Consider the following 25,024-nt stretch of genomic DNA (forward strand, 5'->3'; position numbering starts at 1 on the left):
TTATTTCTGCTGTTTCTTCTATAGTATTCGTTCTACATGTTCTCCAGACCATCAAAGAAGGCGATGGTTTCGTTCTGTACGTAGCTGTTTCCGATTTCCTTCAACAGGATCACTTTCAGATGGTTGTCCAAATTCTTTTTGTCCAATGTCATGATCGCCAACAAGCTGTCCAAGTCGAATTCCCCTATGTTGAGCTCCGTAGGCAATCCGACTTGTTTCGCCAATGCTTTGATGGCAGCTGCCGTTCCCGGTTTGGTGAAGCCTTTTTTCTCGGAAAGACGTGTGATGGCGACCATGCCGATCGCGACCGCTTCTCCGTGCGAGTATTTCGAATAATGGGTGTACGTTTCCAAAGCATGGGCAATTGTGTGGCCAAAGTTCAGCAGCATCCGTTCGCCGGTATCCTTTTCATCCTCTTCCACGACTCTGCGCTTGATGTCGCAGCACGTGTATAGGATTTTTTCGATGTGCGCCATCAACTCTTCACGGGTATGCAGTGTCTGCAAGAAACTGAAGAATTCAGCGTCCTTGATGCAGCCGTACTTGATGACTTCGCCTAGACCGTCACGGAAAAAGTGATCCGACAACGTGTTCAGCATTTCCGGATCGATGAATACTTTCTTCGGTTGATAGAAAGCTCCGACCAGATTCTTACCTCTTGCCAAGTCTACGCCGACCTTGCCTCCGATGCTGCTGTCCACTTGAGCCAATAAGGAAGTCGGAATCTGGATGAATGGGACACCGCGCAGGAAACTTGCAGCTGCAAATCCCGCAAGATCCCCGATGACGCCGCCACCCAAGGCAATAATCAGTTCACTCCGATTCAGTTGAAAATCCAATAATTGGTCATAAATCTGCGGCAGCATCTGAAAGTCCTTCGTCTGCTCACCAGCTGGCAAGACAACCACAAGCGTCTCGTAACCGGCAGCTTGAAGCCCTTCTTCCAACTGTGCTCCGTAATGCGCATTGACGTTGTGATCCGTGATGACGGCAATCTTCTTACCGCTGTATATCTTCTTGATTTCTTGCGGAAGACGGTGACGCAAGCCATTCTCAATCAAGATCGTATAGCTGCTTTTGCCGAGTCCTACATGTAATTCAGCCATTGAATCACTCCTTATTCAGATTAGGTTAAAAGAAAAACGGAACGGGTTCTTTCCAGGCTTACCCGTGAAGCTAGCCAACGCATTGAAAATGCGCCGAAAGTGTTTCCTTTATTTTACCGCATCCAAATGCTTTCCTTCAATGGCAATCAACTGTTTTACGACAGTCATCAACTCATCGAACTCATTCGGGTTCAGGCACTGTTGGCCATCACTCCATGCGTTCTCAGGATCGTGATGGATTTCGACCATCAGGCCGTTCGCGCCGGACATGACCGCCGATTTGGACATGGATGGCACGAGGTAAGCAGAGCCGCCCGCGTGGCTTGGATCGATGACGATCGGCAAGTGGGATAATTTCTGGATGACCGGAACGGCTTGGATATCCAAGGTATTGCGTGTTTCCGTTTCAAATGTGCGGATGCCGCGTTCGCAAAGGATGACGTTTTCGTTCCCTTCAGACATGATGTATTCAGCAGACATCAACCATTCTTCGTAAGTTGCGGACAGACCGCGCTTCAACAGGACAGGCGTCTTTGTTTTGCCGACTTCCTTCAACAGATCGAAATTCTGCATGTTGCGGGCCCCGATTTGGATAAGGTCGACATCCGCTTCGAATTCATCAACGAATTTCGTGGACATCAATTCGGTAACGATCGGCAAGCCAGTCGCTTCCTTAGCCAATTTCAACAAACGCAGACCTTCCAATTCCAATCCTTGGAAGCTGTATGGGGATGTGCGCGGCTTGAAGGCTCCACCGCGGAGGAAGTTAGCGCCTGCCGCTTTTGCGCGTTGCGCGATGCTGATGATTTGTTCTTCACCTTCAACGGAACAAGGCCCTGCGATCACTCCAAAGTATCCATTACCGATACGCTGTCCGTCAATTTCGACGACTGTATCGTCCGGATGGAATTTACGGTTTGCTTTTTTGTAAGGCTCTTGAACTTTCAACACGCGTTCGACGATATGATGTTGCTGGATGGTATCCATCGATACTTTCGAAGTGTCCCCTACCAAACCCAATATCGTCATTGTTTCGCCGACTACCGGACTCACGATGACCCCTTTGTCTGTTAAGCGTTTTGTCAGTTCGTCGATTTCCTCTTTTTTAGCCGTTTTCTTCAAAATGATGATCATGTCTTGTTCCTCCTAGTATGTTTTTGCTTTAAAAAAATAAAAAGCGGTGCCCATATGATATGAGCACCGCGTTAAGCTTCGTTATCCAAAAATGCTGTTGCCTGACGATCCGTCCTGCAAACTATTTTCCGCATCCCCTGATGTTTCTCATATTCGCTCTATGCAATTTTTTCCAAACAAAATATCCAGCGCTAAAATAGAAGCCCCAGAATGTAAAGTATGTAAAGTAAAAGTTTGTTTGTAAAAGATTGATAGCATGCGTGGAACCCATCGGATGACCTCTTCTCTTGTGTATCATTTAACCAGCTGAACTCATAATGAAAACGACTGATTTCCATCATTATAACAAACGCTCTAATCATTGCAAGAGTTTTTTAATTTTTTTTTAATTTAATCTGGGTATTGAAATTTAGATGGCGATAATCTACACTTTCCTAAAAGGAGTGAAACCTGATGCAATTTTTCGGATTATTCGGCGAACATTTGAGCCACAGCTATTCAGAAAGGATCCATTCGACTTTTTTCGATCTGATCGGAATGAATGCCGGTTATAAACATATTGAATTATCCCCTTCCGAACTCGAAGCAGCGATAGAAGGAATCCGCGTGCTTCAGTTCGTCGGAGTCAACGTGACGATTCCCTACAAACAGACGGTGATGCCTTACTTGGATGAGATCACCCCCGAAGCGACGCGCATCGGTGCTGTCAACACGATCAAGGTAAAAGAAGGCAAGCTCTACGGGGCCAACACCGACTATTACGGATTCGGCACCATGTTGGCTTCGCACGGCATCGCAGTCACAAACCAGACGGCAATGGTATTGGGTTTCGGAGGTTCGGCAAAAGCTGTCGTTCTATACTTATTGGATAATGGCATCAATAACATTATCATCGTTTCACGAAAAAAAGGCGCTCTCACAGATATTCCGGACGATCCGCGCATCTCCTTGATGAGTTATGATGAGATAACGGACATCTCAGGCGATCTGATCATCAACACGACACCGCTCGGCATGTTCCCTGACAAAATCGGCATCAGTGCGGTAACATTGGAAGTGATCCGTCATTTCAGTGCGGCAGTGGATCTGATCTACAACCCACAGGAAACCGAATTCCTCCGTTTGGCAAAAACAGCCGGCCTGAAGACCTGCAACGGATTGGAAATGTTGGTGCACCAAGGAATAAAATCCCAGGAAATCTGGCTGGAACGGCCTTTCGAACTTGCAGTGAACCAAGAAATCTATGACAAAATCACACAATAACGGGAATAGGTGAAGGATTTGGGAAAAAATATCATCCTGATCGGAATGCCTGGTGCAGGCAAGACGACTTTAGGCAAATTATTAAGTAATATAACCGGTTTCCGTTTCATCGACTCGGATGCCTTCATTGAGGAGAAGACCGGTGAGAGCATCACCGACCTCTTCCAGATTGGAGAGGACTATTTCCGTAATATCGAATCGGATGCCTATAAGGAAATTGCCGATTCCGAAGATACGATCGTGAGCACAGGCGGCGGTGTCGTCAAACGCAGTGAAAATATCGTGGCTTTGAAAAAGAGCGGAACAGTCTATTACATCGACCGCGCAGTCGAAGACATCACGCATGACATCGAAGTTTCTCATCGTCCACTCTTAAAGGACGGCCTGGAACGGCTCCATGCGTTGAAGGCCGAACGCGAGGCCCTGTATCAAGACGCTGCGGATTTCGTCGTCAAGAACGACAAACCGTTGGAAGAAATCGCCGCTGAAATCATTGCGTGCCACTTTGGAGCAGGAAAGGACGGATCAGCCCATGACAACCCTCAATAAGGAGCTGAACATCACGATCGTCGGCTTGGGTGTAATCGGCGGGTCTTTTGCGATGGCCCTTCACGATGCCGGCTACCGCAATCTATTCGGTATCGACATCGATCAAGCAACGCTGGACAAAGCCAAAACGCAGCGACTCATCAAGGAGGGCTATCAGGATGGCAAAGACATCCTACCGCAATCCGATTTGGTGATTTTTTCGCTCTATCCCCGTCTGGTGCACGATTTTATCGTCACACATAAGCAGCATTTCAAGCCGGGCTCGATTCTGACGGATGCGACGGGTGTCAAAAAGTTCTTCATCGAAGATATCCTATCGGTTTTGCCTGCTTCGATCGACTTCGTCTTCGGTCATCCGATGGCCGGACGCGAGAAAAAAGGCATCGATTTCGCGAGCAGTTCCGTCTACAAAAATGCGAATTACATCCTGACGCCGCTCCCATCCAACAAAGAGGAGAACCTTGCCTTCATGGAAGCTTTGATCATGGAGATGGGGTTCGGGAGGATCACGCGCATCTCTGCCGATTACCATGACGAAATGATAGCCTTCACCAGCCAGTTGCCGCACGCGATCGCCGTGGCGTTGGTCAACAGCGATGTCGAAGGCCGCGAAACGGAGAAATTTACCGGCGACAGTTACCGCGAATTGACCCGGATCGCCAAAATCAACGAAGAACTGTGGAGTGAACTTTTTCTTGAGAACAAAGAGTATTTGCTGAAGAGCATCCAGACGTTCGAGGATCAGCTCGACCTGATCAAGGCGGCTATCAAGAACGACGACAGCGTTGCCCTGAAGCAGCTCTTCATCCAGTCCACGAAGCGACGGGAAAAGTTCGACAGATGATGGTTTGCTTTCATTATACAAGCAATGACAAAAAGGATGCCGTAATGGTATCCTTTTTACTTAGCATCCAAGGGCTTCGGCAAGTTGCGTATTGCCCTGAAGTCGACTAAAATAAAAGTAGTGTATTGATATTTCGAATAACCGAAAGAAGGCTGAAAAACCATGCGTGAGACGCTGAAAAAATTCAGTTATTTAGTCATCCTGTTCATTTTTGCGAGTTTTATCCTGATCACTGGATATGAATTTGTAAGGTTCCTCCAAACGAGAGGCACAGAAAAGCAAACGGAGCATTTCTTGCGGCTCGTTCAAGCAGGCTTTGGATTGGTTGCGCTGCTCTTCCCTTCGCTCCTGCGGAAGCATACCCGAATCCTTTTACCTCAAAGAATCACCTTCATCTATGCCGTGTTTCTCTATTTGGCGCTCTTGCTGGGCAGTCTTGGCGGGTTCTATGACACGGTTGCCGAATGGGATACCCTCCAGCATGCCTTGAGTTCCGCTCTGTTCGCGGTGCTTGGATTTTCCGTCATCGCCAACCTGCAGGAGGGCGGCATCGAAAGATTGAATCTGACACCGGTTTTGTCTTCGCTTTTTTCTTTCTGTCTGGCTACGACACTGGGTGTGCTCTGGGAATTCTATGAGTATTTCGCCGACAGCGTCATGGGTCAGAATACCCAACGGACTGCCACAGTCGATGGTATCCCTCTGATCGGGCAAGCAGCTTTGTCGGATACGATGGGTGACCTGATCGTGAACTGCAGCGCCGCAGCAATCGTCGCTATCCTGGGCTACTTCGCCTTGAAAAGCAGCGGCAATTGGATGGAATCGTATCTCATCACCTTTGATACAGAACCCGAAAAAAACAAAACGAATAAGGGGTAAAAAATGATTACTATACGGAATCTTTCCATAGATAATATCGAAGACGCGCTTGCCTTATCCGTCGATGATTGGCAGCGCAAATACGTCCGGCCGAACGCTGAAATGATCGCGTTGGCCTATGTCGGACCGCAAGAATTATTCCCGATCGCCCTATACGCGGGGGAAGAGCTGGTCGGCTTGGCGTTCGTCAAAAAAGAACAAAAGGCGGCGATCATGACGCTCGAACAGATTATGATCGGCCACCCTTTCCAATCCAAAAGTTTTGGTTCCGAAAGCCTCCGGGAAATCGCAAAATGGATTGAAACGCAATTCAGCTGCTCGCTGCTGCAGGCATCCGTCCAGATCGGCAACCAATGGGGGCGCGGGGCACTTGAAAACGCTGGATTCATGAAGCGCGGTACGGATCTCGAAAAACGCGAAATCGAAATGATCTATATCATCAAATGAAAACAATGGGGGATACAAAATGAAACCTGGACAATACGAAGCATACATCAAATGGCGCGACAGCATGGTCGATTTTTCGGAGGACCTCGGCGAGGACGAGGCGGCGCATACACTCATATGGGCTGCCTCAGATCCGGAAGCCCGCGATGACTTCAATCTGTTGTTGGCTTCCATGACGCTCGACCAAGTGAGCTACCACGAAATGAAGCAGATGGAGCTGCAATACGACAGCGAATTCATCTGATTTCGAAAGCAGCCCTACTATGTAGCCGAAAGAAAAAGACAAAAGGCAAGCATCCGGTTTTTTGACCCGAACGCTTGCCTTTTTGATATCCATTTTTTTATCTTTTGATCGCACCGGACTCTGAATTCTTGAAGTCTTCCACTTCTTCTGCGGAAAACTGGTTGCAGTCTCCGTGGATCGTGTGTTTCATGCTGGATGCAGCAATTGCGAAATCAACGGTATGCTCGGCTGTATATCCGGAAAGAATCCCGTGCAGAATCCCTGCCGCATATGCATCCCCGCCGCCGACCCGGTCAACGATCGGTGTGATCGTGTGCACGTTCGAAAAAGTGGTTTCCCCTTTGCGCCACATCGTTCCTTGGAGCACATTGTGGCTGGCGGAATGCACCTGACGGATAGTGGAGTAGAAGACTTCGATGTTCGGATATTTTTCCGCCATCTTCTCATAATAATACGTCACATCTTCCTGCTCGCTTGTATTTTCCGGAATCCCCATCAGATACAAAGCATCCAATTTACCCGCGGAAAGATAGTCGGTCAACGGCAAGACCTGCTCCAGGAAAGCCCCGCATTCAGCTTGCGTCCATAGTTTGGCGCGGTAATTGATGTCGAAACTGACTTTTATCCCGCGTCTTTTCGCTTCCCGCACCAACTCGACCGACCACACTGTCCAATTTTTGGTGAGCGCAGCCGTTACGCCGGAAATATGGAACAGGTTGACATCCTCGAACAGCTCATCGAAATCCCATTCCAAAGCTTCCATGCTGGAAAAACTTGAATGGGCACGGTCGTAGACAACAGAAGCCGCACGTTCTCCCACGCCGCTTTCCAAATAATAGGTACCGAGGCGTTCGCCGCCCTTTTTCAGCATGGCTGTACAGATTCCGTAACTCTTCAGATGCTTGCGGACCGCAACCCCCAGCGGATTGGCCGGCACTTTGCTTGCGAAAGCCACTTCATGCCCGAAATTCGCCAGACTGATACCGACGTTCGCTTCCCCGCCGCCGTAATGCCCGGTGAAATTTGTGGAATAGGTCATCAATGTTCCTGGATCTGTAGATAGGCGCAACATGATTTCACCCAATGTCAAAATTTTACTCATCTTTTCGCACGCTCCCGATTATATTGTTAGTTTTCATGAACGCGGTTACATTCTTCTTTCCGTTATGATGCAACCGACCTGAAATGCAGGACATAAAACCCATTTAGTTTCCGTATAGGAAATATAGTTTTCTTTTAGGAAATACCTTGGTTTCATTATACGGTTTCCTTTTGGTTATTTCAACACCTATGTGAGCGAATTTCTATTTTATTGACATTTGAACTGCAGACCGTCACCTACAAACGCGAACACCAAATCAAAAATCATACCATCCTAAACCAAAAAAACTGCCTCGCTTGAGACAGCTCCGTCCTTCTTCAATTGTCAGCCAAAAGTTTTCGTCTTGCCCAATTCGGCCAGCAGGTTCTTTTTTGTTTCCAGCACTTTCGCGATGGTCTTCTCGCGATCGAAACGGTATTTCGGCGTACTGACGCTGAACGCGCCATAGAGTTTGTTGTCGACCACAAGCGCAGCCCCGATGCAGATGACATCCAGATCGTTTTCTTCATCATCAGTTGCAAAACCGGCCATCCTAACGTTCCTGATTTCCTCTTTCAAAACAGCGCGATCTGTTATCGTGTTCGGTGTGTCCGCGACAAGTTCGACTCGCCCTAGATAGGCCTCCAACTCCTCTTCACTGAACACAGCCAGCATCGCCTTGCCCATGGCCGAACTGTAGAGATGGTTGGTGTTGCCGATCCGGGAATTGATGTTCGCAATCGCTTTTTGTGTCTCCAATTTATTGACGTAGAGGACCTCATCCTTGTCCAGGATGCCTAAGTGAACCGTTTCATCCAGACCGGCCTGCAGATTCCGCAGATAAGGCTCGGTGATTTTGATGATGTCCAGATTCGCCAGCCGGTTGTTCGCATGGCGGATCAGCGCGCTGCCCAAGGTAAAACGCTTCGTCTGCTCATCTTTTTCCACGTATCCGATCAAAAGCAATGTGTCCAGAATTTTCAGTGCCGTCGGACTGGACAGTCCCGTGTTGGCTGCAATGACGGCCAGGCTCTGGGCTTCTTTGCTGTTTGACAGATGATCGATGATCTTAGCGGCTTTCAGCAAGACTGTTCCGTAAGGTTTTTTCTCTTCTTCCATTTTTTGACACTCCTCAACTGTTTCCTATTCAGAAACAGTTTACCCCAAAACGAACATTTCGTACAGAATCATTTCTAAATAAGCAACGCGAAAAAAGACGCCCTGTAAAATAGAGCGCCTTCGTGTGTTGATCAATTGTTCGGTATTTCGTTCAGCTCTTCCACAAGCGTAACTTGCCAGCCTTCGCCGTCGACCCATTTGAGTTGGACGCGCGCGATTTTCTCTTTCTGTGTATCCGAGACTGTGGCAGTGACTTGCTGGTCGCCGGCATTGCCGATCCACCATTCAATCATATTATCGGCGCTGATGCCTGTTGCGGCGGCAACAGCTTGCTTAATTTCGATGCGGTCAGCAGATCCGTCGGTGTAATCGGTAGCGCTGTGCTCACCGGTTTGGGACGTTCCGATCGGTTCCCAATCGCCGGTGTATGCTTTTGCGACGTTCTCATCGGTTGATGGCACTTCTTTTGTTTCCGTTTCGGTTTCTTCTTTCTCTTTTTTATCTTTTTCCTCTTTATTCTCTTTTTCCGAAGATGCTCCAGCCGAAGAGGATGTTTCGCTGGAATCAGCCGATTCGGTGATGATCCTGTTTTGTGAATTCGTTTGATTATTGGCCGCTATGGATGGTGTTTCATCATTCCCGTAAAAAATGTTATAGAGCAGCACGAGCCCCAAAAATGCGGCTGCGATGATTCCTACAACGACAAGCAGGTTATTGCGTTTATGATTTCGGTGTAATTCTTGTCTGGTCGGTTTTTGATTGTTCTCTGACATGCAGTTGCCTCCTTCTGAATGATACAAGTTTATCATGTTTGCGATACGGAAACGTTAAATCCAGTTTACAACTCTGTGTCACAAAACCTATTTGATCGGACTGTTCTTCTTGGATGCCTTTATCCTTGCCACGAGCCCGAAAAGGCTGTCAACAATGAAGATTGCCAGCGCGATGGCACCCGATATCTGCAGCGTGAGGACCAGATGCTGCTGCGCCAATGCATACTCTTTGTTGATGAAGGAATAGACCGATTGATAAACGCCTGCTCCGGGAACCAAGGTAATGAAGGCCGGGATAAAATAGATCGTCACCGGCGTCTTCAGGTAACGCGCGAACAAGTGCGCAATCCAAGCGATGAACAGACTGGCCATAAAAGTGGCTGCGACGATGTCCATGAACAATAGTCCGACAAGGTAGACACCCCAGCCTAACCCGCCTGCCATGGCACCATAACGCAAAGTCCGTTTTGGTGCTTCCAAAGTCACGGCGATAAAGAAAACGGCCACGAAAGCAACAACCATTTCCAAAAGAATTTGCAGAACCGTCACCGGATCACCTCCCCACCGACGACCAAGCCGGCACCGATGCCGATCGCAATGAATATCGCGATCACAAAGGCCTCCAATATTTTTGCAGCTCCCGACATGTAGTCCCCGCGGAAAGTATCACGGATGCCGTTCGTCAATACCGTTCCCGGCAACAATGGCATGATGGCACTGATGATGATCGTATCCGGTTGAATCGGAAAGGTCAACAGCTCGGACAAAATGGCCGTCATCACAGCAATTACGAAACTGGAGACCAGGTTTTGGATGAATGGGCGGATTTTCCATTTGACCGCGGTGTGCAGTACAAACGAAACTGCGACGCTGACCGGAAGCATCGCCAAAAAGTCGTAGAAGGTGCCGCCCATCAGAAAAATGAAAAGCTGGATGAAGCCGATCAGCGCGAAGCTTTTCTGGCGCCCGCTGTATTGGATTTCATCGATGTTCTGCAGCGCATCATAAGCCTCCTGGATGGTCAATTTGTCTTCAACAAAATTCCGCGAAACGGCATTGACGCGGGACACCCTATTCAGATTCGTCGTGCGCTCCGTAATCCTTTTGACGACCGTGATCGCGTGCATGTTCGGATTGTCGAGCGTGGCCACAAGTCCAGTCGTCAAAGCCAGGGCATCCGTCATCTGCAGTCCGGTCTTCTTCAAGATGCGTGTCACCGTATCCTCGACACGGTACGTTTCCGCGTTGCTTTCAAGCATGATTTGTCCGGCCAGGACCGCTGTATCCATGTATAATTCAAAATCTATTTCCGGATTAGGTGTATCCGTCATCCAAATCCCCCTTCCTTCTCAAAACATTATTGGCTTGTGCGCAGCCTGCGAGCAGCCCACGCCGATTCATTATAGCAAGATCTATATTTCCAGCAGCTGCATCAATTCTTCCTTCGACAAGGAGGTGACCGATTGGCCGCCAGCCTGGATGACGGAATCGATCATTTCGCGTTTTTTCGCCTGCAATTCATTGATCCGTTCCTCAATTGTACCGGTCGCGATCAGGCGAACGACCTGCACGACCTTTTTCTGGCCGAAACGGTGCACGCGGTCGGTCGCCTGGCTCTCGACCGCAGGGTTCCACCAGGAATCATAAAGGATGACGGTATCCCCTCCAGTCAAGTTAAGGCCGGTCCCGCCAGCCTTCAGGGAAATCAGGAAAAGATCCTTTTCGCCTTCGTTGAAGCGGGTCGTCAAAGTCAGCCGGTCCTGATTCGGCGTCTGGCCATCGAGATAGAAATAGGCTTCGCTCGTTTCATCCAGTTTCTCGCGGATGATTGCCAGCATTTGCGTGAACTGGGAGAACAACACGACGCGTCTGCCGTTCTCTTTGGCTTCCGCCAAATATTCCATCAGCCTGTCCAATTTCCCGGAACCGCCTGTGTAGTCGGCCATGACCAAAGCCGGATCGCAACAGATTTGGCGCAGGCGTGTCAGGCCCGCCAAGATTTTGATCCGGTTCTCGTTCAGCGTATCCGCATCCAGCATCTCTTTCGTTTCCTGGCGCATCAACTGCAGCTGCGACAAGTAGACGGTCTTTTGTTTTTCGGTCATTTCGATGTAGGAAATCGATTCGATTTTCGGCGGCAGATCCTTCAGCACATCAGCTTTCAGTCTGCGCAGGATGAACGGTTTGACTTTCTTGGCAATCTGCGCCGGATCCATCTGTTTGAAGTCCTTTTTCGTCCCGAACAGTCCGGGCTGCGCGATGCTGAAAATGGTGTAGAGTTCGGACAACGCGTTTTCGACAGGCGTCCCACTCAAAGCGATTTTGTTGTTGGCGTTCAGCGCGGAAGCCGCTTTTGTCGTCTTCGCTGTGGCGTTTTTGACGCTCTGGGCTTCATCGAGGATGACGGTACGGAAAGCCAGCCCCTCATAAAGATCCTCATCGCGCTGAAGCAAGGGATAGGAGGTGATCCATACCGGAATATTTTCTGCGATTGCAGTTGCGATCGTGTCCCTTCTTTCGCTCTTCATGCCGGTGATGAGCCGGGTTTTGATGCCTGGCGCGAACTGTTGGAATTCCTTTTGCCAATTGTAGAGCACACTGGAAGGGCAGATGACCAAATAAGGTTTGGTGTCGCCTTTCCCGAGCGAGCCGGCTATGAAGCTGATGACTTGCAGCGTTTTGCCGAGCCCCATGTCGTCCGCAAGGATGCCGCCGAAGCCGTAGTGATCGAGCCCCTTTAGCCATTTGTATCCTGTTTCCTGATACGGGCGCAAAGTCGCTGTCAAATCCTCAGGCAGTTCGAAGTCGATTTTTTCGGGCCTCTCCATCCGATTGATGAGCGTCATGAAATCCTCATCCTGGTGGACGACCCCCGCATTGGTATCCACACCGAACGCCTTATAGAGCGGCAGTGACATCTCTTTTTTCAGATCCTTCAAAGGTACGTCCAGCTGCACGACCGCATCGGTCAGCTCCTTGATTTCCTTTTGGCGCAAATTAACGATTTTCCCGTTTGATAGGCGGTGATAGTTTTTGTTCTGGGCGATCTGCCTGACCATCTGTTTCAGGTCCTCCACATTGATTTCATCGGTGCTGAACGTCACATCCAAAAGACGTGACTGGCTGTTGACTTCGATGGCGACTTTCGGCGGCCTGCTGGGTTGGTAAAGCAGGTTCTCAACGGCTGCTGTCGTGAATATTCCGCAGTGCGGAGCTAGTTTTTCCAGGCCTTCGTAAAGGAACGACATGATGTCGTCCAGGGCATCCAGATAGAGCAATCCATCAAACTTTAACGCATTATTTGCACAATCGCTGAACGTTTGGATCATGATGCTTTCGGCAATCCGATCCCTGATGACCGTATCCGGAGTCAAATCTTTATGGGCCAAGCCTTCTTTTGCGGCATCAATCTTTATTTCCCCGTAATTGAGAAACAATTCCATGATCAGCTTTTCCTGTTTCCAGTCCAGATAAAGTTCCGCCTTCAATGGGAAGCGTTGGTAGGTCGATTGCACGGATTCCGCTAGCGAGATGGTCACAAGCTTCTGCAAAGCCGGCACAGCTATCGCCAAGAAATCACCCGCGGAGTCCGGTGCGATATGCAAGCCTTCATGCCCGGATTGTGAAATGGCTGTATAGATACTGTTTAAACGGTCCTTCATGCTTTCGGTCAAAAAGTAGAAATTTCCGTCAATCAGGAAGATGTCCGCCTGGTTGAAAAAAATATTCTCGGATGAAACTTCCGTTGTTTCTTCAAAGAGAAGCCCTCCCTTCGGCAATTCACTCAGCGCGAAACTGATCGGAAGCTGATCAAAATCCTGCACCAGTTGTTCCGGCAACAACGCTCTCCCTTGGGTCTGGTAGGGATTTGTTTTGATGAAAACCAGCGGACAATTAGCCAGCTTTTCCAATAATTCCTTCACCATGCTCGCCGGAATTGTGATTTCTTTGCGATCCTCGCTCGATCGATAGTCGCGAGCGGATGTGGCCGAAGCATCGATGATTTGCTTCAAAAGAAGAAAAATTGCACGGTCTTCCGCTGATAATTCATGTTTGTCCGGCGAAAAAGTGAATTTTTTCCCGAACGGAAGCTCTTTCCCAACCAACATACATTTGATGACATAGTCGCAATCCTTCACCAGATAAAACTGCCCGGCGCCTACCCGCATCTTCAGGCTGTAGTGTTGGCCATAGCGCAGGTCGGACATGACCATCGTATATTCCACTTGGATCGGCACCCTATCGAACAGGTTGTTCTCCTCAAGCAATTCGAATTGAAGCACGTCCAGCAAACGTTTCGTCTGTTCGACATCGTAGCTGCTGGACTTATTGGCTATAGCTGTTGGTTTACTCGAGGTTTTCCGTTCCTTCCTGTAGTCCGAAGAAGAATTGAGGATCGCCAAAAGGAAGGCCACAACATGTTTGCAAGGCCCCGGATAGCTTTCGAAGGCCGGGCAGGAACAATAGTAATCATCGATTTCTGCATATTCATCCAGATAAACCTCTACTTCGTACTTTTTTGTCCCTTTGATATCTGCGTAAAAGGCATTTTCAGCACTGTTGGCTGTGTATTGCCGCAGTGCCCCGCTTTCAAACAATTGCATCCCTTTCTGGAAGGTCGTGTTGCTGTATGTCATATCCTTTATTTCTTGCATATTGTATCCCACTGAAACCATTCTCGGTCCACATCCTCGCTCGCTTAGTCTTTATAAGTTTACCATAGACCGGTGTTGATCAAGCTACAAAAATAGCTCCTGATACTTTTCTGCGAAAAAAGATGTCACTTTGTGTTGACAACGTGTTAAATGTGACATACTATATATCCATTAACACATCACATTAAGAATTGAGGTGGAAAAATGGAACTTACCGATAGGCAAAAACAGATTATCGAAATCGTCAAGAAACAGCAGCCGATTTCCGGTGAAAAGATTGCCTCCATACTGGGATTTGCGCGGGCGACGCTGCGGCCCGATTTTTCGCTGCTGACAATGAGTGGCATCCTACAGGCCAAACCGAAAGTCGGTTACCTGATCAACGAGGAGCACACCAACTCCGTTCTCGTCGAACAGATCGCCAAGCAAAAAGTCGAAAAAGTGATGGCCATCTCGGTCAACCTCACCAAAGAAACGAGCATCCAGGATGCCATCATCCAGCTTTTCCTTGAGGATTGCGGTTCCCTTTATGTCACCGACAACCGAGAAATACTTGGGATCGTTTCCCGTAAGGATCTGCTCAAAAGCGCTCTGGGCGACTCCAATCTGAATGCCATCCCGGTCGGAATGGTGATGACGAAGATGCCGAATCTTTATACCGTCTTCAGCGACACACTCGTTGTCGATGCCACGAAACTGCTCGTCACCCATCGCGTCGACAGTTTGCCGGTGCTTTCCCGTTCTGTGTATGAGGAGACCGGCAAAAAAGAGGTCATCGGAAAATTTTCGAAATCAACCGCCAGCAGATTGTTGCTTGATATATTCAACAAAGACCTTTAGGAGGATAGTGTGCAAATGGACCTTTACGCGATTTACTTAGTATCCGATTCCGTCGGCGAGACGGCCGATGTGGTGATCCGATCCGCCCTCTACCAATTCGAGACGGAAAATTACCAACTGAAGAAATATTCCTACGTGCAAACGACCGAGGAAATCGACGACATCTGCGCAAAAGCTTCCGAGGAAGGGAAGGCAATGATCTTTTACACCTTCGTGAAAAAGGAAATGGCCGATCACATGAAGGGACAGATCGAAAAGTCCGGTCTTATCGGCGTCGACATCTACAGTCCGATCTTGACTGGTTTGGGGCAACTGTTCCAGCTTCCGGCCAAGGAGAAGCCGGGCATCAACCGCCAACTCAACGAGGACTATTTCAACCGTGTCGAGGCCATCGAGTTTTCCGTCAAATATGATGACGGCCGCGATCCGCGCGGCATCGAAAAAGCGGACATCGTGCTGGTCGGCGTGTCCCGCACATCCAAGACACCATTGTCGATCTATCTGGCGAACAAGAACGTGAAAGTCGCGAACATTCCGCTCTTTCCGGAATCGAAACCGCCGAAAGAAATCTTCACGATTGCCCCGGAGCGGATCATCGGTCTTGTGAATTCGCCAAAAAAACTCAATGAAGTCCGCAAAGAGCGCCTGAAGACACTGGGGCTGCCGCCCTCAGCCAGTTATGCCGGCATGGAGCGCATCCTTGAGGAACTCGAATACGCAGACAAGATCATGAAACAGATCGGCTGCGAAATCGTCGACGTTTCGAACAAAGCGATCGAAGAAACCGCAGACCACATCCTGCACTACATGGATATGATGAATATCAGCCGCAAACACCTATAACCTAGAAACAGCCACAAGGAGGAAACGCATATGACGAAGCAATGGGTTTACCGTTTTTCAGAAGGCAAAAAAGAACAAAAGATGTTATTGGGAGGCAAAGGCGCCAACCTAGCCGAGATGACCAATCTCGGCCTACCCATCCCTCCAGGATTCACGATCACGACGGAATCCTGCATCCATTATTTCGATGAAGGCCGAACACTTTGGGCTGCGCTCAAGCAGCAGATCGATTCCGCCCTCATCGACCTGGAAAACGCGGTCGGAAAATCTTTCCATAACCCTGCCAACCCGTTGCTGGTGTCGGTCCGTTCCGGTGCCGCCTTCTCGATGCCGGGCATGATGGACACAATCCTGAATTTGGGGCTGAACGATGCATCTGTCGCTGGTCTGGCTGAACAGACGCAGAACCCGACTTTCGCTTTCGACAGCTACCGCCGTTTCATCCAGATGTTCGCCGATGTCGTGAAATCCGTTCCGCGCATTCATTTCGAAGCGATCCTGGATACAGTCAAAAATGAGAACGGTTACGCGTTCGACAACCAATTGACTTTGGAAGACCTGACCGAGCTGGTCGCGCAATACAAAGCCGTCTACCAACGCGAAACCGGCGAAACTTTCCCGCAGGAACCGTTGGATCAATTGCACCAAGCAGTCCAGGCTGTCTTCTCTTCATGGAATAATGAAAGGGCTATTCTGTACCGCGATATTCACAACATTTCGCATAACCTCGGCACAGCCGTCACCGTCCAAAGCATGGTGTTCGGCAACCGCGGCAACGATTCGGGTACCGGTGTGGCCTTCACGCGCAATCCGGCGACCGGCGAGAAAAAACTGTTCGGCGAATTCCTGATGAATGCGCAAGGCGAGGATGTCGTGGCCGGTATCCGCACTCCATTGAACATCGACACCCTGGAGCAAGTGATGCCTGCCGTCTACAGCGAATTCAAGGTCATCGCCGAAAAACTGGAGAACCACTACGCCGATATGCAGGACATCGAGTTCACGATCGAAAAAGGCAAACTGTACCTGCTGCAGACACGCAACGGGAAACGGACAGCGGCCGCAGCCGTCGCAGTGGCCGTGGATTTGGCCGACGAAGGCCTGATCACGAAAGAGGAAGCCGTGATGCGCATCGAAACCGGCCAACTGGACCAGTTGCTCCACCCTACTTTCGATACGAAAGCTTTGGCTGAAGCTCCCTTGTTGGCGACCGGGCTCGGCGCTTCACCTGGAGCGGCATCCGGACATATCTACTTCTCCACAGCCGCTGCCGAAGCAGCAAAAAAGGACGGCCTGCCAGTCATCCTGGTCCGCCGCGAAACATCGCCTGAGGATTTGGCCGGTATGATGAGTTCGGAAGGCATCCTGACGGCACGCGGCGGCATGACTTCGCACGCGGCAGTCGTCGCCCGCGGTTTGGGAAAATGCTGTGTGGTCGGCTGTACCGCAGCCGTCATCGATGAAGAAAACAAAACAGTTGTCATCGATGACGTCACCCTGCACCAAGGCGACCTGCTTTCGATCGATGGCGCAACCGGCAGAGTCTACGCCGGCAAAGTCGCCAAGCAGAACCCGACTTTGGGCGGCAAATTCAGCACCTTCATGGACTGGGTCAACGAAATGAAAGTGCTGCAGGTCAAAGCCAATGCGGATTCCCCGACCGACGTCAGACAAGCCTTGTCCCTGGGCGCGGAAGGTGTCGGACTTTGCCGGACCGAGCACATGTTCTTCCATAAGGATCGGATACCGGCCGTCCGCCAGATGATCCTTTCCCGCACACTGGACGAACGCAAAAAGTACCTGGCAGAGCTGTTGGAAATGCAGCGCCAGGATTTCCAGGAAATGTTCGCCCTGCTACAGGAGCGGCCGATGACCGTCCGCTTACTGGACCCGCCATTGCATGAATTCCTACCGACTGCGCATGCGGATAAGCTTGCCTTGGCGGAATCAATGGGAACCAGTTTGGCTGGTTTGGAAGCGCACATCGATTCCTTGCATGAAGTCAATCCGATGCTCGGTCACCGCGGTTGCCGTTTGGCCGTCACTTACCCGGAAATCTACCGGATGCAGGCGCGCGCCATCATCGAGGGGGCCTTCGCCGCTTCCGAAGAAACCGGCAGCACAATCACACCGGAAATCATGATTCCGTTGGTCTGCGACGTCGACGAGCTGCGCTACGTCAAAGCGGAAATCGTGGCGGAGATTGAGGAAGTATTCTCTGAGAAGGCTGCGACCATCCCCTACCTGATCGGGACGATGATCGAAATCCCGCGCGCCGCGGTCACTTCCGACGAAATCGCGCAGGCGGCCGACTTTTTCAGCTTCGGCACGAACGATATGACGCAGATGGGCTTCGGCTTCTCCCGCGACGACGCCGGCAAGTTCCTGCAGGAATACGAAGACAAAGGCTTGCTGAAGCCAAATCCGTTCCACTCATTGGACGTGAAAGGCATCGGCAAACTCGTCAAATTATCCGCCAAATTAGGCCGCGAAACCAACCCTGACTTAAGTCTGGGCGTCTGCGGCGAACACGGCGGCGATCCGGAATCCATCGCCTTCTTCTCAAGCATCGGCTTGGATTACGTTTCCTGCTCGCCTTTCCGCGTGCCGATCGCCCGCTTGGCTTCCGCACAGGTAGCGATTAAAGAGAGCAGAGCGAAAATGTCTGTACAGAAGGATGTTGTGTTGAGCAGCATCTGATCGAAAAGGCCCGGATCGATGACTTCGATCCGGACCTTTTTGGAATGTCATAATGCGCTTGCGCTCTAGTTGTCCGATTCTACATGGTTATCGGACAACCTCAGTCAACAACACAAATAAAGCCTTCCCGATCCGTTATCTTTCTTCTTATTGGTTATTATTCTTATATTGTCTATTTTCTATTGTCAACAAGGCGAAAATATGGCAGTATAGAGGCATCTTCTGCCTTGGATAAAAGGCCGGAAATGGAAAATAAAAAGACAGTTAATCAAAACAACGGAGGAATAAAAATCATGATGGAATTACCGAATTGCCCGAAATGCGGCTCCCCTTACACTTACGAAGACGGCACAATGCTGGTCTGCCCCGAGTGCGCACATGAATGGAGCGCGGATGCTGCAGAGGCAGCGAACGAAGATCAATTGATCGTCAAGGACGCGAACGGCAACCTGCTGCAGGACGGCGACACTGTTACGGTCATCAAGGACCTCAAAGTCAAAGGCAGCTCGAGCGCATTGAAAGTCGGCACAAAAGTCAAAGGCATCCGTTTGGTCGAAGGCGACCACAACATCGACTGCAAAATCGATGGCTTCGGCGCTATGAAACTGAAGTCCGAGTTCGTTAAAAAAGCATAATCCCGATTCAAAAAAACTGGCGAGGCACCCGAAAGAGAACCTCGCCAGTTTTTTATATTTTTTCGCAATTTGGGTGATACGTTACCATGCTATCCGGCCTCACGCCTTTCATCGGTACGATGGCTGTCACACCTGACAGCTAGGAGATATACGTCGGATCACCGTTCCTTTCCGTTTTGACTTGTTTTGAGAAAGTAGTATGGTCATCACCCCCGTTTGATGCTCGGCATTATGATGATAAGCCCCGCTGGTCCCTTTCAGGATCAACAAAAAAACACATGCGAAAGCACGTGCTCTGTCGGGCAATAGAATGAATGGGAAGATTGTTGCACAACAGATCCGCACTGACCTTGAAAAGCGCGCATTTGCAATTTCAACAAGTCCATCCGACTCACCCCTTCGTTTTCGATTGAAAAGTGTCTTGCCCTTGCCTATCATCTTACCCCTATTATACAGGGATAACGCCCGTGTCTCAATTAATTTACCTACATTTTACTCAAATATAACATTCCCTTTTCGTCCGACGAATCGCCGTTTTTGTAAGGGCTATCCTTTGACATTTTCCGGTGGCTTGCATACAGTTAAAACAAAGACGTTCACGATAGCAACTGTAAAAAAACAAGGGGGTATTTCGACAATGACCACAATCATGATCACCGGCGCAAGCGGTAATATAGGAAGAATTTTGGCGGATCATCTGAAGGAGAGCTACGAACTGACTTTGGTGGATATCCATTTCCATAACGTCGATCCGGCCCTTTTGGAGGGCACCATCGTCAAAGAGTTGGACCTGACTGTCGCCGGCAACTGGGACGGACTGCTGGAAGGGATCGATTACGTTATCCATCTGGCTGGTAATCCTTCACCCGATGCTATTTTTGACGATGAGCTGATCGATTTGAACTACAAGATGCCCTTCTACTTGTTCAAGGAATCATCCAAGTACGAAAACTTCGTCAAACGCATCATCTTCGCCAGTTCCATCCATACCGTCAGCGCCTACCCGAAAAATGTGCAGGTTCACGCCGATGAACCTGTCCGTCCGGGCGATATTTACGGCGTTTCGAAAGTCTATCTGGAAGGATTGGCCAGCCACTTCGCCTTTACGGAAGGCCAAGAATCCATCGGCATCCGCATCGGCAACTTTGATGAAAACCTCGATGATCCGATCGTCGACGAAGCGGGCTTGGCCGAATACCTGTCTCCACGGGACCTTTGCCATTTAGTCGACTGCGCCCTCAAAGCTAAACTTGTTGAGCCGTTCCTGTTGGTGAACGGGCTATCGGATAACCGCTTCCCACGCTTGGACATCTCACAGGCCAAAACTGCCCTCGGTTATCGGCCGAGCGATGATGCTTTTGTGCTGAAGGGCTATTTCCAGGATGACAACGGCGACCCGGTCGAACTGTCCGAAGAAGATTAAGGATCCTCCGATTTGGGAAGACTTCTACTATTTTTACGATTCTGCGTATATCCGCGAGCAAAGTTCTATTGAAGAGCCGGAAATGAACTGATATGATGTTCATTGGAGACAATACAAGTGTCAGATAGACGGAAGGAAGTACACTGAATGGCGAAAAAGAACAAAGGCAACCAGATCCAACGCAGAAATGTGAAACCAACAATACCGGAACTGCATAAAAACAATACTGGCGCGGTAACCAATAAAAAACTGCCGGTCGACGAAGATCCGAAATTGCAGAATTCATTCAATTTTACGATGTACGGCATGCTGATTGGGGCTTCAATCGGTTATTTCGCGGGCAACCTGACTTATGGCTTCGGTATCGGCATGCTGACCGGTGGCATAATCGATTCCTACATGAATACGCAGAAGAAAAAGAAGCGCGAAGCCATCCTGAAGGCGCAAGCCGAAAAAGAGCAGAAATAGTTCATTTCACACAAGTGTTTAGCCATTCTGGCATAGTCCTGGATGCGGCTTTGTGCACCGTGCAACTTGCATAAAAAAATCAACTGTAGTAAAGTGTAACTTAACTGAATAAACCGTTTCACAAAGGGGGGCCGTCCGCGGCTGAGATTGAACATAGATTCTGACCCTTCGAACCTGTTCGTTAGTACGAGCGTAGGGATTGTGATTGAGAATTGAATTTTATTCTCCTCCTTTGTCGATGGTATATTATGCCCAAAAAAAGGAGGAGTTTTTTTTATGTCAAAAAATCTGAACATCTGGATCGAAGGAACCATCATTGCTGCTTTAGCAACCGTTTTATCCCTGATCCCTTTCAATATTGGCCCAAGTTTTTCCGTCACGGTGGGAGCACCGGTCATGCTGCTTTACTGCCTGCGCCGCGGTTTGGTCCCCGGTTTCTTCGCCAGTTTCCTGTGGGGCGTGCTGCACATTCTGATCGGGACGGCCTATATTTTAACGCCGCTGCAAGGTTTCATCGAGTACTTCATCGCCTTTGGTTTCACTGGTTTGGCGGGTCTTTTCACGCCGAAAGTGCAACAGGCGATTGCGGATCAAAATAAAAAAATGCTTTTGTGGAATGTCTTTATAGGCACTGTCGTCGGGACTGTCGGCCGCTATTTCTGGCACACGATCGCCGGCTACTATTTCTGGGGATCCTACGCGCCTGAAGGCTGGAGCGCATGGTTCTACTCCATCACGCTGAACGGCGCCAGCGCCTTGGCGACCGGTGCATTCACGATCATGGTGCTGGCTGTTATCGCCAAAACCAACCCACAATTGTACGTTCCGAAAAAAGCCGTCCGCGGATACTGATTTCATGCCGGAACAACCGTTGTTCATGAGCTATGTCGGCTGTTTGCATCCGCGTTCGTCCGGAACGACCGACACTTCGCGGTTCTCTCAGCTGTTTGCATCTGCGTCCGGCCGGAACAGCCGACACTTCGCGGTTCTCTCGGTTGTTTGCTTCCGCGTTCGGCTGGAACAGCCGACACTTCGCGGTTCTCTCGGCTGTTTGCATCCGCGGTCGTCCGGAACAACCGACACTTCGTGGATCTCTCGGTTGTTTGCTTCCGCGTCCGGCCGGAACAGCCGACGCTTCGTGGATCTTTCGGTTGTTTGCGTCCGCATTCGGCCAGAACAGCCGACGCTTCGTGGATCTCTCGGTTGTTTGCGTATGAACGCAAAGAGAACAGCCGACAATCCATGACTTGATCGCCCAATTTGGACCGGTAACCCAGTCATGAAACATCCACTTTTAATTACAGAAAAACTGAGGCGTGATCCGAATCTCGGATCACGCCTCAGTTTTTTGATTCTATTCGACTAATCCGGACTGGCGTTCCAGTGTGAAACCCTTCCCGGCAACCTCATGCACCTGCCCGATAATCACGAAAGCAAATGGATCGATATCGTTGACCAAGGCATTGATGGCCGACAACTTACGCTGCTCGATGACGCACAGCACCGCTTGCTGCTGCGCCCCCTCAAAAGCCGTTTCGATATTCACCAGGGTCAGACCGACATCCTGCACATACAGCAACGCCTCTTTGATTTCCTCGAACTTTTTGGAAATGATGAAAAGCTGCATCTTATTCGTTCCGGTTACCATCACTTTGTTGATGACGATGGACGTCAGGAACACCATGATGAGCCCATAAAGAATCTCTTCCATGCTGGAAAAGAACGCCTGGATCAGCAATAAAATGACGTCGAACGCATACATTCCCACTGCAACCGGGATGCGGAAATGCTTGTTCAGGAGCAGCGGCGGAATATCCATCCCGCCCGTAGAAGCGCCGACCTTGAACACCAGCCCCACACCCAACCCGCACAGGATTCCAGCGTAGATCGCCGAAAGCAAAATGTCATCCGTCATGTTCTGCAAAGCGGGCACTGTCCGGAAAAAAGTCAAAAACGTCGGGAAAATGATCGTGCTCAGGATCGTCGTCAACGCGAACTTCCTTCCCAACAACGCGGCTCCGATGAAAAACATGAGACCATTGAAAATCAGCACGACCAAAGAAATGTTCAACCCGAAGAAATGATTCAAAATGATGGCAAGCCCCGTCGATCCACCGGCGATCAGATTTTTCGGCAAAATAAACGCCGCTATCGCAAATGCGACAATAATATTCCCGGCAATGACTGCAACTATCGGTTTTAATGTATGTAAAAGTTTCAAATTAGCCCCCTCCTTTGTATGGGATAACTTTCAGGAAAAAGATATCCACGCCATTATAACAGATATATGCTGGATAAAAAGAGTAGTATCAAACTTTTTGAATCAAAATCGGACTGACAGCTATACAACACAAGAATGTCAAATATCAAACAGGTTATTTCTATACTCGTACAAATAAAATATTTTATTTTGTGTGCAATATTTGTCGATTTATGAGGTATAATTCTATTAACGTGAGCAGAAGATACCGATGGAATTGAAGAAGTTATTTAATATCCAAATTACAGACCACAATCTCCTGATCGATACTCTTAAAAAACAAAAACTGACCGCCCTGATTATAGGTGGTTCGTAAAACCGCGTTATTTTTCCTGGTTTATGATATTCACCGCTTCTGCGGTTGATATAAAAAAACTAACTGGAGGAATCATCATGAAAAATTACTTATTATTGTTTGGTAGTGCATTAATTTTGACTGCCTGCGGAACGAGCACTGATGTTGAAGTTTCAGAAGAAGCATCATCAGCTGCAATGGCCACCTCAGAATCAGTGCCAGAATCAATTCCGGCAGTCAGCGAAGAAATAGTGATTGCCCCTGTCGAAGAGCCCGCTCCGCAGCCGGATGTTTCAAGGGAGTTCAGAAATGCACTCGGCAGCGCAGAGGATTACCTCAATTATTCAAGTTTTTCTAAGCAAGGATTATACGATCAACTCTTATACGAAGGGTTCCCCGAAGATGCAGCACAATACGCGATTGATAATGTCGCAACCGATTGGAATCAGAACGCACTCCAAACAGCCGTCGACTATTTGGATTACTCTTCTTTCTCTTATCCAGGCTTGTATGATCAATTGGTTTACGAGGGTTACGCTGCTGAACAAGCACAGTATGCACTTGATAATGTGACAACGGATTGGAATCAGAATGCGCTTCAAACAGCCATTGATTATTTAGAATACTCCTCTTTTTCCGATCAGGGTTTATATGACCAATTGATTTACGAAGGATACACTGCTGAACAAGCACAATATGCAATGAATAATTTACCTCAGTAAAACATGATCAGCAGTACGGTTTGATTTTTACCTAGTTATCATCTAAGCAAAAAAGGTTCCTGACATCTCTCTGATGTTAGGAACCTTTTTTTGAATTATGATGCGGCCAAGAAGACTCGAACTTCCACGGGAGATACTCCCACCAGCCCCTCAAGCTGGCGCGTCTGCCATTCCGCCATGACCGCAAAACCAACTATTTTATTATACTTTTAGAATGGCTCTCTGTCAATGAAAAAAAAATTAAATATTATTACCTGAATTACCTGAATTATTCATAGATTTTCAGAAAACGTCATGAAACGTTAGTCTTCCAATATATTTTGTCTTTCCAGTTCACACCCAAAAGGTGTGAAAAAAGAACCCCAATCTGTTATGGTTAATGTACGACCAACAACCAAAGAAAGGGGTTCTCTCAATAGCAACTTTACACGAAAACACGCTAAACTTCAAAAAAAAAATGACGGTTACAAATACTGGAGGTAATCTCTCCACGGATGCTGGTCTCGTTTTAGTTAAAGAATTCCTTTATTCAATCGGATTCGAACAGTTGATGGAGAAAGAGCTTCATTTTCAAGACTCCCGTCTTTTACCTACACATTCAAATGAAACCATCCTTGAACAACTGATTTTCCAATTAATTGCAGGCTATGATACCGATGCATCTGCCAACATCTTACGTCATGATCCTTTCTTCCAGCAGATGCTTGAAAAAAGTACATTGGCTTCACAACCTTCGCTTTCGCG

Annotated in this window: 25 protein-coding genes, 1 tRNA gene and 1 riboswitch; of the genes, 15 read left to right on the plus strand and 11 right to left on the minus strand. The window is 48.8% G+C overall.

The window, feature by feature from the left end:
• Positions 1 to 32: 32 nt before the first annotated feature.
• Both aroB and aroF read right to left on the minus strand, forming a co-directional pair.
• The gene (aroB, locus tag TES5_RS10015; protein WP_068561729.1) at positions 33 to 1,106 is read right to left on the minus strand and encodes a 3-dehydroquinate synthase; all 1,074 of its coding nucleotides are present in this window, start codon (positions 1,104 to 1,106) and stop codon (positions 33 to 35) included.
• A gap of 108 nt (positions 1,107 to 1,214) precedes the next feature.
• Complete coding sequence (gene aroF / locus TES5_RS10020) at positions 1,215 to 2,240, minus strand: 3-deoxy-7-phosphoheptulonate synthase (RefSeq protein WP_068561730.1); 1,026 nt, start codon at positions 2,238 to 2,240, stop codon at positions 1,215 to 1,217.
• Between the two features lie 453 nt (positions 2,241 to 2,693).
• Between aroF and aroE the strand changes: the two genes are divergently transcribed.
• The 6 genes from aroE to TES5_RS10050 all read left to right on the plus strand — a co-directional run bounded on the left by aroE (position 2,694) and on the right by TES5_RS10050 (position 6,466).
• Positions 2,694 to 3,503, plus strand: coding sequence for a shikimate dehydrogenase (gene aroE, locus TES5_RS10025; protein ID WP_068561731.1), 810 nt, complete (start codon positions 2,694 to 2,696; stop codon positions 3,501 to 3,503).
• Positions 3,504 to 3,521: 18 nt separating this feature from the next.
• On the plus strand, positions 3,522 to 4,052 hold the full coding sequence (locus TES5_RS10030) for a shikimate kinase (protein WP_143148224.1): 531 nt from the start codon (positions 3,522 to 3,524) through the stop codon (positions 4,050 to 4,052).
• On the plus strand, positions 4,036 to 4,896 hold the full coding sequence (locus tag TES5_RS10035) for a prephenate dehydrogenase (protein ID WP_232309354.1): 861 nt from the start codon (positions 4,036 to 4,038) through the stop codon (positions 4,894 to 4,896). Before TES5_RS10030 ends, TES5_RS10035 begins: the two co-directional genes overlap by 17 nt.
• A 162-nt stretch (positions 4,897 to 5,058) precedes the next feature.
• Positions 5,059 to 5,775, plus strand: coding sequence for a DUF2238 domain-containing protein (locus TES5_RS10040; protein WP_068561733.1), 717 nt, complete (start codon positions 5,059 to 5,061; stop codon positions 5,773 to 5,775).
• Between the two features lie 3 nt (positions 5,776 to 5,778).
• Positions 5,779 to 6,222, plus strand: coding sequence for a GNAT family N-acetyltransferase (locus TES5_RS10045; protein ID WP_068561734.1), 444 nt, complete (start codon positions 5,779 to 5,781; stop codon positions 6,220 to 6,222).
• 19 nt (positions 6,223 to 6,241) lie between these two features.
• A complete protein-coding gene (locus TES5_RS10050; RefSeq protein WP_068561735.1) occupies positions 6,242 to 6,466 on the plus strand; it encodes a hypothetical protein in 225 nt (74 codons plus the stop codon).
• A gap of 97 nt (positions 6,467 to 6,563) precedes the next feature.
• Here the strand turns inward: TES5_RS10050 and TES5_RS10055 are convergent, their stop codons facing one another.
• From TES5_RS10055 to TES5_RS10080, 6 genes are all read right to left on the minus strand, one after another.
• Entirely contained in the window at positions 6,564 to 7,568 is a 1,005-nt protein-coding gene (locus TES5_RS10055; RefSeq protein ID WP_068561736.1) for a sugar kinase, read from the minus strand.
• Positions 7,569 to 7,892: 324 nt separating this feature from the next.
• The gene (locus TES5_RS10060; RefSeq protein ID WP_068561737.1) at positions 7,893 to 8,666 is read right to left on the minus strand and encodes an IclR family transcriptional regulator; all 774 of its coding nucleotides are present in this window, start codon (positions 8,664 to 8,666) and stop codon (positions 7,893 to 7,895) included.
• 131 nt (positions 8,667 to 8,797) lie between these two features.
• The gene (locus TES5_RS10065; protein ID WP_068561738.1) at positions 8,798 to 9,439 is read right to left on the minus strand and encodes a YrrS family protein; all 642 of its coding nucleotides are present in this window, start codon (positions 9,437 to 9,439) and stop codon (positions 8,798 to 8,800) included.
• An 87-nt stretch (positions 9,440 to 9,526) separates the two neighbouring features.
• Positions 9,527 to 9,988 (minus strand): threonine/serine exporter family protein, encoded by a 462-nt coding sequence (locus tag TES5_RS10070; protein WP_083546490.1) that lies wholly within the window; start codon positions 9,986 to 9,988, stop codon positions 9,527 to 9,529.
• Entirely contained in the window at positions 9,985 to 10,770 is a 786-nt protein-coding gene (locus tag TES5_RS10075; protein ID WP_083546491.1) for a threonine/serine exporter family protein, read from the minus strand. Before TES5_RS10075 ends, TES5_RS10070 begins: the two co-directional genes overlap by 4 nt.
• A gap of 81 nt (positions 10,771 to 10,851) precedes the next feature.
• A complete protein-coding gene (locus TES5_RS10080) occupies positions 10,852 to 14,094 on the minus strand; it encodes a DEAD/DEAH box helicase (RefSeq protein WP_178137829.1) in 3,243 nt (1,080 codons plus the stop codon).
• 204 nt (positions 14,095 to 14,298) lie between these two features.
• Between TES5_RS10080 and TES5_RS10085 the strand changes: the two genes are divergently transcribed.
• The 7 genes from TES5_RS10085 (at position 14,299) to thiT (ending at position 21,855) form a co-directional block, all read left to right on the plus strand.
• The gene (locus TES5_RS10085) at positions 14,299 to 14,934 is read left to right on the plus strand and encodes a CBS domain-containing protein (protein WP_068561740.1); all 636 of its coding nucleotides are present in this window, start codon (positions 14,299 to 14,301) and stop codon (positions 14,932 to 14,934) included.
• A gap of 15 nt (positions 14,935 to 14,949) precedes the next feature.
• Positions 14,950 to 15,777 (plus strand): pyruvate, water dikinase regulatory protein, encoded by an 828-nt coding sequence (locus TES5_RS10090; protein WP_068561741.1) that lies wholly within the window; start codon positions 14,950 to 14,952, stop codon positions 15,775 to 15,777.
• A 30-nt stretch (positions 15,778 to 15,807) separates the two neighbouring features.
• A complete protein-coding gene (gene ppdK / locus TES5_RS10095; RefSeq protein WP_068561742.1) occupies positions 15,808 to 18,477 on the plus strand; it encodes a pyruvate, phosphate dikinase in 2,670 nt (889 codons plus the stop codon).
• A 293-nt stretch (positions 18,478 to 18,770) separates the two neighbouring features.
• Entirely contained in the window at positions 18,771 to 19,112 is a 342-nt protein-coding gene (locus TES5_RS10100) for a zinc ribbon domain-containing protein YjdM (RefSeq protein WP_068561761.1), read from the plus strand.
• Between the two features lie 637 nt (positions 19,113 to 19,749).
• Positions 19,750 to 20,535, plus strand: a complete 786-nt coding sequence (locus TES5_RS10105) for an NAD-dependent epimerase/dehydratase family protein (protein ID WP_068561743.1) — start codon at positions 19,750 to 19,752, stop codon at positions 20,533 to 20,535.
• A 147-nt stretch (positions 20,536 to 20,682) separates the two neighbouring features.
• A complete protein-coding gene (locus TES5_RS10110; RefSeq protein WP_068561744.1) occupies positions 20,683 to 21,003 on the plus strand; it encodes a hypothetical protein in 321 nt (106 codons plus the stop codon).
• Positions 21,004 to 21,117: 114 nt separating this feature from the next.
• A riboswitch (TPP riboswitch) is annotated at positions 21,118 to 21,219 on the plus strand.
• A gap of 60 nt (positions 21,220 to 21,279) precedes the next feature.
• Complete coding sequence (thiT, locus tag TES5_RS10115) at positions 21,280 to 21,855, plus strand: energy-coupled thiamine transporter ThiT (RefSeq protein WP_068561745.1); 576 nt, start codon at positions 21,280 to 21,282, stop codon at positions 21,853 to 21,855.
• 23 nt (positions 21,856 to 21,878) lie between these two features.
• Here the strand turns inward: thiT and TES5_RS10120 are convergent, their stop codons facing one another.
• Positions 21,879 to 22,247 carry a hypothetical protein gene (locus TES5_RS10120; protein WP_157080407.1) on the minus strand — a complete coding sequence of 123 codons (369 nt, stop codon included), beginning with the start codon at positions 22,245 to 22,247 and terminating at the stop codon, positions 21,879 to 21,881.
• Positions 22,248 to 22,357: 110 nt separating this feature from the next.
• On the minus strand, positions 22,358 to 23,224 hold the full coding sequence (locus TES5_RS10125; RefSeq protein ID WP_068561747.1) for a YitT family protein: 867 nt from the start codon (positions 23,222 to 23,224) through the stop codon (positions 22,358 to 22,360).
• Positions 23,225 to 23,656: 432 nt separating this feature from the next.
• On the opposite strand from TES5_RS10125, the gene TES5_RS10130 reads away from it, so the two are divergent.
• A complete protein-coding gene (locus TES5_RS10130; protein ID WP_068561748.1) occupies positions 23,657 to 24,280 on the plus strand; it encodes an Ltp family lipoprotein in 624 nt (207 codons plus the stop codon).
• A 101-nt stretch (positions 24,281 to 24,381) separates the two neighbouring features.
• On the opposite strand, the gene TES5_RS10135 is transcribed toward TES5_RS10130, so the two are convergent.
• Positions 24,382 to 24,465: transfer RNA gene (locus TES5_RS10135), tRNA-Leu, on the minus strand.
• Positions 24,466 to 24,695: 230 nt separating this feature from the next.
• Between TES5_RS10135 and TES5_RS15590 the strand changes: the two genes are divergently transcribed.
• On the plus strand, positions 24,696 to 25,024 hold a 329-nt coding region (locus tag TES5_RS15590; protein ID WP_232309357.1), incomplete at its 3' end, for a transposase.

Source organism: Trichococcus sp. ES5 (genome assembly GCF_900067165.1).
GTDB classification, from domain to species: domain Bacteria; phylum Bacillota; class Bacilli; order Lactobacillales; family Aerococcaceae; genus Trichococcus; species Trichococcus flocculiformis.